Raw genomic sequence first — 13012 nt, 5'->3', positions numbered from 1 at the left:
ATTGAGATGTTCCCTCAGTGAGTCACGGCCACGCTCTATTGTTGAATAAGCCCAAAACAGGGACTTCACTCATCGTCCAGTCGTCTCTACACGCTCAGAACAATTACCACTACCAGGGGTATTCCAATTGCGCTTACTTTTCTTTTTTAATACTTTCGGAGTCCATCACGCTTGCCAAAATACGGTCAGCTAGATCGTCAACCCTTGCTGCTTGATCCACGCTACGGCTGTACTGAGACGAGATCAATCCGGGGTTTCTCCTGAATAGAATATTTCTTCGGGTAGATGGTTATTCCTAATTGCAATTAAATTCTATCATAGATTGACGGGGACTCAAGTCCCTCGTGACGCTTTCCTAGGAAGAGCTACAGCCTCACTACGTTCTGAGTTTCTGGCATTCCGTGTTCTCCTGTCTATTTACCTTCTGCCGTGAGAAGGTAAATAGACAGGTAGGCGCAAATGAAGGCAACATAGAGGTTAGGGTAAGAGTGGAGAGTAAGAGGCAAGTGTTGCCCGTCTTCGGGACTCTGATTCTGCTTTCACCAGTTAAGTTTATTTTTATTCTTCAAATGGGCGGTTGGGTCGAACTTTCGGTTCGCCTGCAGCAAAGGCTTTTCAATCGAGACAGGGAACCTCGGCATTATTGACAGAGGCTGTTTTCACTCAGGAATTAACGGACACAAGGACTCATGGCTAAACAACTCAACCTACTTTCCGGGCAAGTAATTTCTACGCCTCTGCACGCCGAGATGCAGCAATCGTACCTCGAATATGCCATGAGTGTGATCGTCGGGCGAGCTTTGCCTGATGTCCGCGACGGTTTAAAACCAGTTCACCGTCGAATTTTATATGCGATGCACGAACTCGGTCTGACGCCAGACCGACCTTACCGTAAGTGCGCCCGGGTAGTTGGAGATGTTTTGGGAAAATATCATCCCCACGGTGACCAATCGGTTTACGACGCTCTGGTACGCATGGTTCAGGAGTTTTCGAGCCGCTATCCTTTACTGGCGGGTCACGGCAATTTCGGTTCGGTGGACAACGATCCGGCGGCTGCTATGCGCTATACGGAAACGAGGCTAGCACCGATCGCCCACGAAGCTATGCTAACCCAAGTCGGCGAGGCAACTGTTGATTTTACTGGTAACTTTGACAATTCGCAGCAGGAACCGACGGCACTGCCTGCTCAGTTGCCGTTTCTGTTACTCAACGGCTGTACCGGCATTGCTGTGGGGATGGCAACTAATATCCCGCCCCACAATTTGGGGGAGGTGGTAGACGGTTTAATTGCTTTGATTGAAAACCCGGAACTATCCGACGAGAAGTTGATAGAACTGATTCCGGGCCCGGATTTTCCAACCGGAGGGGAAATCGTCGCTACAGAGGGCATTGTTGACGCCTACACTAAGGGTCGAGGCAGCATTGCGGTCAGGGGTGTGGCCGGGGTGGAAGAGGTGCCAGGTAATCGCAAGGTGCGTACTAAAACGGCGATCGTGGTAACGGAGTTTCCGTTTCAGGTAAATAAGGCGGCTTGGATTGAAAAGGTGGCGGAGTTGGTCAATGCTGGCCGCCTCGACGGTATTTCTGATTTGCGTGATGAGAGCGATCGCGAAGGCATTCGAGTGGTGATTGAACTCAAGCGGGAATTTTCCCCAGAAGCGGTTCTGGCTCGCCTTTACCAACAAACTGACCTGCAAACAAATTTTGGGGCAATTTTGCTGGCAATTGTCAACGGTCAACCGCGACAGTTAACGCTCAGACAATTGTTGCAGGAATTTCTGGATTTCCGGGAAGTGACTCTTACCCGCCGCTACAATTACGAGTTGCAGGCTGCGGAACGCCGCTGTCATATTGTCCAAGGCTTGATGTTGGCTTTGACAAATCTCGATACAGCGATCGACATTCTCAGAAATTCTCCTGACGGGTCTACTGCTAAGCAAACTTTACAAGTTCGCCTCAATTTGAGCGAAATTCAAGCTGATGCGATTTTGGCGATGCCGATGCGGAGGCTGACTGGTTTGGAAAGGCAAAATTTGCAGTCTGAGTTTGATGAGTTGATGACTAATATTCAAGAATTGCAGCGGTTGTTGAGCGACAGGCGCGAACTTTTGAAGGCTTTAAAGAAGGAACTTCGATCGCTAAAACGCAAGTACGCTGACCCCCGCCGCACTAAATTCGCCAATGGAACTGCACGCGCAGCAAACGCCGAACCACAATTTGCTGGTAAGAAAAATTCTGCGGTGAAGCAGTTGTCGCCGGCAACGATTCAGCCTAACTTATTGCCCGTTGTAGAGGCAGAGGAAACTATTGTTGAATTTTCGCACAAGCAGTACGTGCGACGCTTGCCGACTGGGGAAAAGCCACGCTCGAAAAGTCGCGAAAAATCTGTTTCAGCTTTAGAAAAAAATGAAGATTTTATTGTGACGGCAAATCTGACGAAAACAGATCGCACTTTGGTCGTCTTAACTCCTAACGGCAAAGCTTACCCACTGAAAGTGGCGGATATTCCTAGTAGTAGCGCCAAAGACCGGGGAACGCCGATCGTTAGTTTGTTGTCGCCGAGTGCTACTAAAGATAGTGCCGGTCGCGCTTTGTCGGAAATCACAGTGGCACACTTTATTTTGCCGGAAAATTCGGAAGCAGCAGATTTAGTAACTCTGACTCAGCAAGGGAAAATTAAGCGCTTGCCGATGCAGGAATTTGCTGATTTGACTAATCGCGGCGTTACTGTTGTTAAACTCAAGGAGGACGACCGGCTGCGCTGTGCGAGTCTGGCTAAAATCGGCGAGCAAGTGGCGATCGCAACTTCAGGAGGCCGAGTCCTCCGGTTTGAGATTGATGATGAACAACTGCCGCCAATGGGCCGCAGCGCCCAGGGATCTCAAGTAACCAGATTGCGGAAGCAGGAAGAGTTGGTGGGTTGTATCACTCTCGACCCGGAAGACAGTCTGGTGCTATTTTCTGAGTTGGGTTGGGCAAAACGAATGCCTGCCGGTTCTGTCAGACTTACTAACCGGGGCGAAATTGGCACTCAAGCTTTTCGTTTCTCAGAGCCTAAAGATGCTTTAGTTGGCTTGCTGCACGCTGTTCCGGGTACGGATGTTAAACTTTTTACTAATTCTGGCCGCCTGCTGCGATCGGCTATGGATGCTATAGCTTTTTGGGGGAAAGATGCTGCGGGCGATCGAGTTTTTGACCTCAATCCAGGTGAAAAAATTATCAAAGTTATCAGCAGTCAATAGTTATTAGTCATGGGTCATTCATTGTGTCATTATTCGCTGTGAGTCACTTAAAGCTTGCCTTTTTTGCCTTCGAGCGTATACGTCCAATTCCATTCCCCATTCAGCCTTGTTCCCAGGCAGAGCCTGGGAATAAATACCCATCGGAGCTGCCTCCAATTCTCCACTCTAAAATCTAAAATCTAAAATTGTTTAATGGCGCAAGTTGTATTAGAAAATATCTACAAAAGTTTTCCGCTCCGCCAAGGAGAACAGGAAAAAGAAGCAAACACCGTGGCAGAAAGTGTCTCGCCTCTAGCCGATCGCCCTTCGTCTAACAGCGTTTTGCGGCGCATTAACCTAACGGTCGAAGACGGGGAATTCATGGTGCTGGTGGGGCCTTCTGGCTGCGGAAAAAGCACTTTGCTGCGATCGATCGCCGGTTTAGAAGTTTTGACAGCCGGCAATATTTGGGTTGGCGATCGGCTCCTTAACGATTTACATCCTAAAGACCGAGATATCGCTATGGTATTTCAAAATTATGCTCTCTATCCTCACTTAACAGTTTACGATAATCTCGCCTTTGGATTGCGCCGCTCGGAAAGGGAAAAAGACGAAAGAAGGAAGAAGGAAGAAGGAAGAAGGAAGAGGGAAGAGGGAAGAGGGAAGAAAGTAGAAAGGATAAGGGGGAAGATACAAGGAGAAGAACGAAGCATCCAGAATATAGAAAAAATTAGGGATAAGGTAGAAGAGGTTATTAATTATTTAGCTTCTAATTCTTTTAAAAATCATCTAATTTATCCTTTGTTTGAGGACTTTTTAGGAGGAGCGACTCGCAAGTTGCCTCCGGGTTTGCGCTATTTGTCGGAACGGGAAAAAGCCGTAGGAAAACGAGTGCGGGAGGTAGCTGAATTATTGCAAATAGAATCTCTTTTAAATCGCTTGCCAAAACAACTTTCGGGAGGGCAAAAGCAGCGGGTAGCTTTGGGTAGGGCGATGGCTCGAAATCCTCAAGTTTTTTTGATGGACGAACCGCTATCTAATCTTGATGCGAAATTGAGGGCGGAAACTCGATCGCAAATTGTGCAGTTGCAGCGACAGTTGCGAACTACAACTATTTATGTGACTCACGACCAAACTGAGGCGATGACTATGGGCGATCGAATTGCTATTATGAATGTCGGTCAGCTTCAGCAAGTAGCTCAACCTCTAGAGCTTTACAACAAGCCGGCTAATCTGTTTGTTGCTGAGTTTATCGGTTCTCCGCCGATGAATTTCTTGTCTGTGGAATTTAGTGCTCCGCTGTTGATTTCTCACCCGCAATTTCGCTTTACTTTACCCGATATTTGGGCAAAAAGTCTACAACAATATGACGGGCGAGGGCTAATTTTGGGCATTCGGCCGGAACATCTGAGCATTAACCCTCCGGCTACCAAAAATCTTTCGGTACAAGTGGAAATTGTAGAGGCTTTGGGACACGAAACTTATTTGGGGGTTTGTTTGACGGATGCTCCGGCGGTGCGGATGCAAGTGCGGGTTCCTCCTGAGCGATCGATCCGAGTTGGCGAGGAGCTTTGGTTAGCCATCGCCCATGACAAAATTCACTTGTTCGACCCTGATACCGAGTTGGCTATTTTTCCTCGTTAGGCAAAATCATCAAGGTCGATCGACCGTTGTGACAGATCTCACTCATCACAAACTTGCATTTTTATCAAGGAATGTTATATTTATTCACATAAGCCTTACACAAGTTAACGACAGGAGTTCGCACTATGCAAGAACAAAAACGCAACGCTTGGAACTGGGGCTTCAGCGAGGGAGCCGAAAATTGGAACGGTCGTTTGGCGATGATTGGTTTCTCTGCCGCTGTCATCATCGAATTGGTTTCCGGTCAAGGCCTGCTTCACTTTTGGGGCTTGATGTAATTTTCTAGTTAAGGATTTTGTGACACTGCAAAGCTTGGGAGTTCCGTAACGGGCTCCCTAAATTTTGGCAGCAGGATTTGGGTGGCAAATAGCCACTTGCTCCGGGCAGTTAGCAGCATAAAAATTAACAGCTATAGCTCCAACCGGGGCGGGGGGTCTCCCCCCCAAAAAAAAGAGTGCGAATCACTCTTTCGGGTGATGCTAGCAAATTACTCTAGCGGATATATTCTTTTAAGATGCTGTTGCGGTTGGGATGGCGCAACTTCCGCAGGGCTTTAGCCTCGATTTGGCGAATCCGCTCACGAGTGACGTTAAAGATTTGACCAATTTCCTCCAAGGTCTTCATCCGTCCGTCATCTAAGCCGTAACGCAGCCGCAGTACATCCCGTTCTCGGGGGCTGAGAGTATCCAAAACGCTTTCCAAGTCTTCCCTGAGCAAGTTTTTCGAGACTTGATCTTCTGGTGTTTCCCCGTCTGATTCAATAAAATCTCCCAGACGTGAGTCTTCCTCTTTGCCGATCGGAGTTTCTAAAGAGATGGGCAACTGTGCTGACTTAGCAATGAACCGCAACTTCTCGATCGTCATCTCCATGCGGGTAGCAATTTCTTCTTCCGTAGGCTTGCGACCCATTTCCTGAGAAAGGAGTTTGGTAGTTTTCTTGATCCGCGAAATGGTTTCGTAAAGGTGAACCGGCAGGCGGATAGTGCGCGATTGGTCGGCAATTGCTCGGGTGATGGCTTGACGTATCCACCAAGTTGCGTAGGTAGAAAACTTGTAGCCTTTTTCGTGATCGAATTTTTCAGCAGCCCGGATCAGACCCAAAGATCCTTCCTGAATCAAATCTTGGAAAGACAAACCGCGATTCATGTATTTTTTGGCGATCGACACCACCAAACGCAGGTTTGATTGCACCATTTTTTCCTTTGCCCGACGGCCGACGTGGAGTCGGTGACGGAATGCAGGAAGTGCCATATCTACTGCATTTGCCCATTCGCTGTCTTTGGGTTCGCGGTTATACTCTTCGAGCAGTTGTTCTCGAACTCGCTCTAATTCCAGCAAATCTGCAATCTTGCGCGCTAGTTCAATCTCTTCGTCAGCTCGCAGCAGTCGAATCCGACCGATTTCTTGCAGGTAAAGACGAATAGAGTCTTCAGTATAATGCTTTTTCTTTGCCTGTGCCCGACGGCGGGCTTTGGCGCCTTTGCCAGATTTAGGGTCTTCCTCAGATTGAGAGTCTAAGAATTCTTCTCGATCGTCTTCTTCGTCGATAAAGAGTTCTAACTCGCTCTCAGGTAGAACGCTTTCGGCGCCCCGAAGCAAGTCGATTGTTTCCATTTCCGGTGTAATTGTGGTTTCGAGTACGGTGTTAGCCTGGATCATGCCGTCTTCCTCATGCTCCTGAATTAAAGAATAAATAACAGTGGAATAGTGTCTGTTTGTAGTTTAGACAAGTTAGCCAGTATTGACATTCCCGCAGGAAAAAATAGTGGGATTTTCGGTCTGCTAGCTGAATCTGTTACCGAAACTGCACCAGTTTTATGAGTCAAAGTTCGAGTTCGGCTTTGAAGCAGGCAGCGCATTCAATCGATCGCAGATTTTAACATGGCGACCTTAAATTGAGCTGGCGGCTTTTTCTTTCGGAGCGAGTTACCGCATCATCTGCAATACCTTGCCCCGAGAAGCAAACCATGAACTACGAGCTATCGCACTTCCAAAAATACTGGCTTTTTTACTCGGTACTTCGAGTTTTTACCCGTACAAGTTTTCCGGCACGGAACCCTCTAACTTTTGTATTCTAGGTGTCGAACTTTTGATTCGCCTTGCTTTACTCTGGTTGTCAGACATGACAGTTGCGCGGCAAATTTTCGCCACTTTGGATGTCGTTCTGCTGCCTCAAATGCAACAGCAGAGGGTTGAAGCACCAAACGGGGAGAATCGGATCTTGCAAAGACCTTCCCGATTGTAGCCTTTCTCACAAAAAATGGAAGTTGTTTTCCATTGTTGGTCAAGAACTAGGAAAACTCTGTCAGCTTAGCTTGACAATACTAACTTATGTCCGGCTCTGCTAAATCCTGAGAACGGCCCGCAAAAACTTTCGCACGATCGAACGGCGCTGTTTTCTGCGTATATCTGGGTGAACGGCTGCGGCGTAGTTGGCCAGACAGTTAGTAGCAGACAATTTTTGAGTTGCCCAAATTGGGACCAATACAATCCGTGTAGATACACCCATCATTACCCTGTTTCCCTGAATTGAATCATACGCAATCTGCGATTGAATAAAGCTCGTAGCTTTAGTTTTAAGCCGGCAACTCTGGATTAGAGACCGACTCTGACCCCCAATGAAGCGTTGCGGGTTGAGTAATGCAACAGGGGCTTTCATTGTTAAGTTAGCTCAAATCTCAGAAATTGGGTTTAATTTTGATGTTAAATCACATTAAGTTCTTAACGTCACATTCTTATTTAAGCAGTTCGACACGAGTTTGTCGCGTCAGTGGCAAAAACCACCAGGATAAATTCTACTGAGAGTTAACCCGCCTCGCAACTCTCGGCTGCGGATTTCTCTAAATTTTTTGGCTTTCGGTTCCCACTTGCGCGATCGCACATTCTCACAAACAACACAATTCGCCATCTTCCGGAAGTATAACTTCACGATTCCTTTAAATATATCGTGACCGTGTGAAGATTCCATAAAGCCTCTCAATCAATTTTAGGTAGCATTCCCGAATTGTCTTGATAATTTCAAGCATACGAAAAAAAATCCCCAGCGGATGTTGATGCAACTGCCTGCTGATGATAAATCCGCCAAGGAAGAAAAATTTACCCAGTTAGCGATGTGCTTGCTATGGTTAGAGAAGGCCTAAACTCCAGGATACTTAAAGCCATCGAATGGTAGGACGCTAGTGCGAGGCTCAAAATTTTGTTATTATTTACAGCGTGTCATCAGAAAGCACAGAGCCTGGCTTTATCCTCTACTCGGGTTTAAATTATGTGGCTTGACCTTTAGAAAATGAAGCTATCAAGAAAAATTTCAGATCCGTGTCTCTATTGACAACCCAATAAACGTTTACTAGAAATAATTCACCTTCTTGAGAGAAAGATTTAGTAATTAATCGGGCCGAGATTACCATCTCTTTATAGCGCCTGTTCTAGTCAGGACTTCAGTTTTTTTTATATTTGTGAATAAGCACTAAAGTCCTGACTGCGAACTTAATGTAAGCGCGAGACAGATTACTGCTGATTCCGCAGCCGAGGGTTAACAAACTCGTTTAATCCTTCCCCCACCAAAGACAGTCCCACCACCATTAAAGTCATCGCCAAACCGGGAAACAAAGCTGTCCACCAAATGCCAGTAGGTAGCGCATCTAAAGCTAAACGCAAGTCGTGTCCCCATTCGGGAGTTGCTTCGGGAAGTCCTAATCCGAGAAATCCCAAACCTCCTAATGTTAAAATTGCATCGGCAGCGTTGAGCGCAAACAGCACAGGTACGCTCTGAATCACATTCAGAAACAGGTAGCGCGAAAGCACTGTCCAAGTGTCAGCACCCATTGCTCGGGCGGCTTCGACAAACAATTCGGTTTTGACGCTGACGGTGTGATTCCTGACGACGCGGTAGTATTGAGGAATGTAGGAAATGCTCAGGGCGATCGCAGCATTCAAAACTCCTTTTCCCACTACAAACGCTAGCGTCAAAGAAAGCAGCAGCCCCGGCAAAGTATAAATTGTATCCATTAAAAATAACAACACTCGATCGAGCTTACCGCCCAAATAACCGCTAACCAAACCCAGCGGCACACCGATAAACAAACTCAAAGCAGTGGCTAAAATTACCACTTGCCAAGCCGCCCGAGAAGCAAACAGCGTGCGGGAAAACACATCATAGCCGCTGCGGCTAGTACCAAACCAATAATTCGCCGACGGCGGTTCGTGGATGGGGTTAATCAAAGCCTCCGTAGGATTTTGCAGCCATCCCCAAGCTTGCATAGCTGGAGACAAGGTGGCTACCAATATAAACACGGCAGTTATTGTCAAACCTGCCCACATCATTTTCATTGACAGGTTTGAGGGCGAGGCACTGTTGAGAAATCGCGGCAGTCGGAGGCGGCTTTGAGCCATAATGACGATCGACCTATATAAGACTTTTCGATTTTAGTAGCACTCAGGCGAAAAAACCCGGAACAGTCAAAAATCCTCTTTCTCATTCGCCAAACACTCGCGACAAACCGGGTTTTTTCGGGGGATGCTGCTAAAAAAAACCCGGTTTTTATCCTGCAGGGGACTTGCGCGCAGGCGAGAAACCGGGTTTTTGGCAGGCGGTACGCAAGTCGAGTTTAGGTTAAACCTCTCTCGGCGACTCTCAAATCTAAAATCGATCGACTTCCTACAAATTACTGGCAATTAACTCGCGGTACTGGCTTTTTGGCTTCACTCCTTTGAGCTCAGCCACCAAATCTTTGTCTTTGAAATACTGAATCGTCGGCGTACCAATCACGCCAGCATTTTCAGCAATTTCTGGATCTTCTTCGATGTCAATTTCCACGTAGTGGATTTTGCCCTCGAACTCATCTACTACTTTGCTCAAAATCGGCTTGAGGCTGTGGCAAGGCCCACAACTCGGAGAGGCATATTTGACCACAATCAGTCGATCGCTATCGTGGAACAACTTCCGCAAAGCATAACCTCCTTCGTGGCGCGTGTCTTGGATATCAAAGTTCGCGCTGGTTTTGCGTACTTTTTGAGCTTCCGGCGCTGCGACGGGTTGCTCGGATTCCTCGGTTTGGCGGAACTCCTGAGCTAAACCATTGGACGACAGCCACCTTTCTGCCAGCATCGCCCCCATACAACCGCTACCGGCGGCGGTGATGGCTTGGCGAAACTCGTGGTCTTGCACGTCGCCGACGGCGTAAACTCCCTCGACGCTGGTTTCTACCGAACCGTGTTTGGGAACGATATAGCCTACTTCGTCGAGTTCTAACTGACCTTGGAACAGTTGAGTGTTGGGAGTGTGACCGATCGCGTAAAACAATCCTTTCACCAGCAAATCGCTTTCGGCCCCGGTTTCGATATTTCTAATTCTCACCCCGTCCATTTTGCCGCCCGCTTCGCCCAAGATATCCACTGCTTCGGTGTTCCAGTGCACGGTAATTTTGGGATTGCTCAGCACTCTGTCTTGCATGGCTTTGCTGGCGCGCATTTGATCGCGCCGCACCAGCATATGTACGTGAGAGCCGTATTTTGTCAAATAAATAGATTCTTCCGCTGCTGTGTCGCCCGCACCGATTACAGCTAAATCTACTCCTTTAAAAATTGGGGTAGCGCCGTCGCAAATCGCACAGGCCGAAATGCCGTGACTCCAAAATACGTGTTCGCTAGGCAGCCCCAGCCTTTTCGCCGTCGCGCCTGTAGCGACTACTATCGTGTGGGTTTTAATTTCTCTGTCTTCCGATCGCACTGTAAACGGCCGCTGGCTCAAATCCACCGAAATTACATCTTCTGTGTATAATTCGGCACCCCAGCGGACTGCTTGAGCTTTCATCCGATCCATGAGTTCCGGCCCGGTGATCCCTTCGGGAAAGCCGGGGAAGTTTTCTACTTCTGTGGTGGTCATCAGTTGCCCGCCGGGGACGCCTCCGGCTTGGTAGCCTTCAAAGACTACGGGTTTCAGGTTTGCCCTCCCGGCGTAGATGGCTGCGGTGTAGCCTGCGGGCCCTGAGCCGATAATTACTAGGTTTTCTACGGTTTCGTTGGTCATAGCTATTTACTTAAACTCATAACGACTTCGTTTTACTGATTCTAGCAGAGTTTGATCGAGTTTGGTTTGATGCCATTGTGCGATCGAGCATCTGTATCTATTTTTGAGGGTCGATCGGTCTTCGGGGCAATTCCAACTACTTTAATAAGCAAAAACAATCTAAAAGTCGATTTAGTTTTAAATGTTCGATCTATTTTGACTGCTGAAATCTTAAGAAAATCTAAAGTTGACCAAAATTATTGACTTCATTCTCAATTATTTGACCTATTTACTTGCTTTGAGGCTTGTGGTAAGATTTTCACAATCCAGGGGCGTTCTGACTAATTTAAGTTTTTGATGCTGAAAGCTTTTAAAATCGTCAAACTAACGAACTCTGCAAATGTAATAAGTACAATTTTTTATGCAAAATCCGCATTTTATGGTTTAAGAATTGTAACGTAGATTTGGGTAAGTTTGACAAAATACATGATTTGTGGTATGTAAGGTGCGATCGGGGGGGAATTCGATCGAGCTTTTTAACCGCAGATGTGGGCGGATTAACGCGGATGAACGCGGATAAGTAAGATCGAATTTTGCTTTTTAAACTTGTGGATAAAATCAAGATATTGTTTCTGTGCAGTCAGAATAAGTGGAGGAGTTTGACTGCCGAGAAGATATGGGAGAATGTTAGCGGCTACAGCGTGCGATCGGCGGGAACGGAAAAAGGTGCAAGAATTAGAGTAACTGAGGGTCTTGTCGGTTGGGCAGATGTGATATTTGTGATGGAGAAGAAGCATGGCGATCGACTCCGCAGCAAATTTCCCGAAAGTCTCGAAGGCAAGAAAGTTATTTGCCTGCAAATCCCGGACAATTACGAATATATGGAACCGGAGTTAGTCGAGCTTTTGCAGGCGAAACTGAACCCCTATATGGAAATGCCAGATAACGAGATAAATTTTATGCAGCGAGTTTTGGAACCGGAAGTGATGGATTCCTTGGAAGAGGCGATCGAATACGATTCGATGGATTTTGCTGAGGTTAATGCTGCTTTTGCTCAGAGTGCTGCGGTCTTGGGGCCAGTTTTTGGAAACGTTTTGGATGCGGGGACGGGTACGGCGAGAATTCCGATCGCCCTTTGTCAACTCCGCCCAGCATGGAAATTGACTTGCATCGATTTGTCGGCAAATATGCTGAAAGTCGGGGCCCAAAATGTGGAAAAGGCGGGCGTGCGATCGCAAATTAGTCTCGAATTAATCGATGCTAAGGCCATGCCGTATCCAGACAGTTATTTTGACATGGTGATTTCCAACAGCATTATCCACCATTTGCCCGATCCGCTGCCGTTTTTGCAGGAAGTCAAGCGGGTGTTGAAGCCACAGGGAGCAATTTTTTTGCGGGATTTGCTGCGGCCGGAAAAAACGGAAATCAGGGATAATTTAGTCAATCTGTATGCGGGAGATTGCAACGCGCATCAGAAGCAGTTGTTCAGCGATTCCTTGCAAGCAGCATTTACGCTGGATGAAATTGAGGAGATGCTCCGAAATGCCGGGTTGGATGGGTTGAGGATTTATGAATCTTCAGACAGGCACTGGACGGCGGAGCGTGCTTGGTGCGAGTCTTTGTAGGCACGGGACGATCGTCCGATAAAATTTTACAGGCAGTATTGCGCACCTTCAAGCTAAATACTTACCCAAATCCGACCCACTCCGAAACCGACCCACGACGCTTCTATTGTCAATTGCGAAGCAGGCGAACAATAACCTAGGAATTCAGACGCTGTTTGTCAGGCATAATCGATTCATGCTCGTTTCCAAAAGTGTCTAATCAATTTATTGTTTAGTCAAGATGCTTAAGCATCTTATATAAAAAATGTGCGCTCAAGGTTATGCCGAAAAAGCCCGTTCCGCGATCTGAAGATGAAGAGTCGCATTTGAAGAAGCTCAGGGAAGAACTGGAGATGAGTCAGGAAGATTTGGCCCGAGAGCTTGGCGTTTCGTCGCAAACAATCAGCCGTTGGGAGTTGGGAAAGAACGTGCCGACGTTCACCGTCAAGCAGATGAAAGCTTTGGAGAAATTGCTCGCTACCATCGGCAGGTCGATCGGCGATTTGCCAGACAATCTGTGATCGAAAAGATTTTCC

The 13012-nt window shown here is 47.2% G+C and carries 10 protein-coding genes; 5 read left to right on the top strand and 5 right to left on the bottom strand.

Annotated features, from left to right (window positions below):
* Positions 1 to 689: 689 nt before the first annotated feature.
* From QUA27_RS05425 to QUA27_RS05415, 3 genes are all read left to right on the top strand, one after another.
* Entirely contained in the window at positions 690 to 3242 is a 2553-nt protein-coding gene (locus tag QUA27_RS05425; protein WP_333066831.1) for a DNA gyrase/topoisomerase IV subunit A, read from the top strand.
* Positions 3243 to 3602: 360 nt separating this feature from the next.
* Positions 3603 to 4865, top strand: a complete 1263-nt coding sequence (locus QUA27_RS05420; protein ID WP_445251474.1) for an ABC transporter ATP-binding protein — start codon at positions 3603 to 3605, stop codon at positions 4863 to 4865.
* Between the two features lie 125 nt (positions 4866 to 4990).
* Positions 4991 to 5143 (top strand): CAB/ELIP/HLIP family chlorophyll-binding protein, encoded by a 153-nt coding sequence (locus QUA27_RS05415; RefSeq protein ID WP_172186457.1) that lies wholly within the window; start codon positions 4991 to 4993, stop codon positions 5141 to 5143.
* Positions 5144 to 5357: 214 nt separating this feature from the next.
* Here the strand turns inward: QUA27_RS05415 and rpoD are convergent, their stop codons facing one another.
* The 5 genes from rpoD to trxB all read right to left on the bottom strand — a co-directional run bounded on the left by rpoD (position 5358) and on the right by trxB (position 10893).
* The gene (gene rpoD, locus QUA27_RS05410) at positions 5358 to 6524 is read right to left on the bottom strand and encodes an RNA polymerase sigma factor RpoD (RefSeq protein ID WP_333066828.1); all 1167 of its coding nucleotides are present in this window, start codon (positions 6522 to 6524) and stop codon (positions 5358 to 5360) included.
* Positions 6525 to 7209: 685 nt separating this feature from the next.
* Positions 7210 to 7377, bottom strand: coding sequence for a hypothetical protein (locus QUA27_RS05405; protein WP_333066827.1), 168 nt, complete (start codon positions 7375 to 7377; stop codon positions 7210 to 7212).
* A 255-nt stretch (positions 7378 to 7632) separates the two neighbouring features.
* Positions 7633 to 7833: a hypothetical protein gene (locus QUA27_RS05400; protein ID WP_333066826.1), complete on the bottom strand. Its 201-nt coding sequence runs from the start codon at positions 7831 to 7833 to the stop codon at positions 7633 to 7635.
* A 539-nt stretch (positions 7834 to 8372) separates the two neighbouring features.
* The gene (locus QUA27_RS05395; protein WP_333066825.1) at positions 8373 to 9257 is read right to left on the bottom strand and encodes an ABC transporter permease; all 885 of its coding nucleotides are present in this window, start codon (positions 9255 to 9257) and stop codon (positions 8373 to 8375) included.
* Positions 9258 to 9522: 265 nt separating this feature from the next.
* Positions 9523 to 10893 carry a thioredoxin-disulfide reductase gene (gene trxB, locus QUA27_RS05390; RefSeq protein WP_333066824.1) on the bottom strand — a complete coding sequence of 457 codons (1371 nt, stop codon included), beginning with the start codon at positions 10891 to 10893 and terminating at the stop codon, positions 9523 to 9525.
* Between the two features lie 587 nt (positions 10894 to 11480).
* Between trxB and QUA27_RS05385 the strand changes: the two genes are divergently transcribed.
* Both QUA27_RS05385 and QUA27_RS05380 read left to right on the top strand, forming a co-directional pair.
* Entirely contained in the window at positions 11481 to 12497 is a 1017-nt protein-coding gene (locus tag QUA27_RS05385) for a methyltransferase domain-containing protein (RefSeq protein WP_333066822.1), read from the top strand.
* A 260-nt stretch (positions 12498 to 12757) separates the two neighbouring features.
* Positions 12758 to 12997, top strand: a complete 240-nt coding sequence (locus QUA27_RS05380) for a helix-turn-helix transcriptional regulator (protein WP_333066821.1) — start codon at positions 12758 to 12760, stop codon at positions 12995 to 12997.
* The last annotated feature ends 15 nt before the right edge of the window (positions 12998 to 13012 follow it).

Source organism: Microcoleus harperi Pol14_C6 (assembly GCF_036701295.1).
GTDB lineage: Bacteria > Cyanobacteriota > Cyanobacteriia > Cyanobacteriales > Microcoleaceae > Microcoleus.
Note: the sequence above shows the minus strand (reverse complement) of the source record. Positions and strands in the feature narration are given on the sequence as shown.

What these genes read in the sequence shown, in the direction of transcription:
- rpoD (WP_333066828.1), bottom strand. Translation starts at nt 6,524, where the DNA reads ATGATCCAGGCTAACACCGTACTCGAAACCACAATTACACCGGAAATG.
- QUA27_RS05405 (WP_333066827.1), bottom strand. Translation starts at nt 7,377, where the DNA reads ATGATGGGTGTATCTACACGGATTGTATTGGTCCCAATTTGGGCAACT.
- QUA27_RS05395 (WP_333066825.1), bottom strand. Translation starts at nt 9,257, where the DNA reads ATGGCTCAAAGCCGCCTCCGACTGCCGCGATTTCTCAACAGTGCCTCG.
- QUA27_RS05400 (WP_333066826.1), bottom strand. Translation starts at nt 7,833, where the DNA reads ATGGAATCTTCACACGGTCACGATATATTTAAAGGAATCGTGAAGTTA.
- QUA27_RS05415 (WP_172186457.1), top strand. Translation starts at nt 4,991, where the DNA reads ATGCAAGAACAAAAACGCAACGCTTGGAACTGGGGCTTCAGCGAGGGA.
- QUA27_RS05380 (WP_333066821.1), top strand. Translation starts at nt 12,758, where the DNA reads ATGCCGAAAAAGCCCGTTCCGCGATCTGAAGATGAAGAGTCGCATTTG.
- QUA27_RS05425 (WP_333066831.1), top strand. Translation starts at nt 690, where the DNA reads ATGGCTAAACAACTCAACCTACTTTCCGGGCAAGTAATTTCTACGCCT.
- QUA27_RS05420 (WP_445251474.1), top strand. Translation starts at nt 3,603, where the DNA reads ATGGTGCTGGTGGGGCCTTCTGGCTGCGGAAAAAGCACTTTGCTGCGA.
- trxB (WP_333066824.1), bottom strand. Translation starts at nt 10,893, where the DNA reads ATGACCAACGAAACCGTAGAAAACCTAGTAATTATCGGCTCAGGGCCC.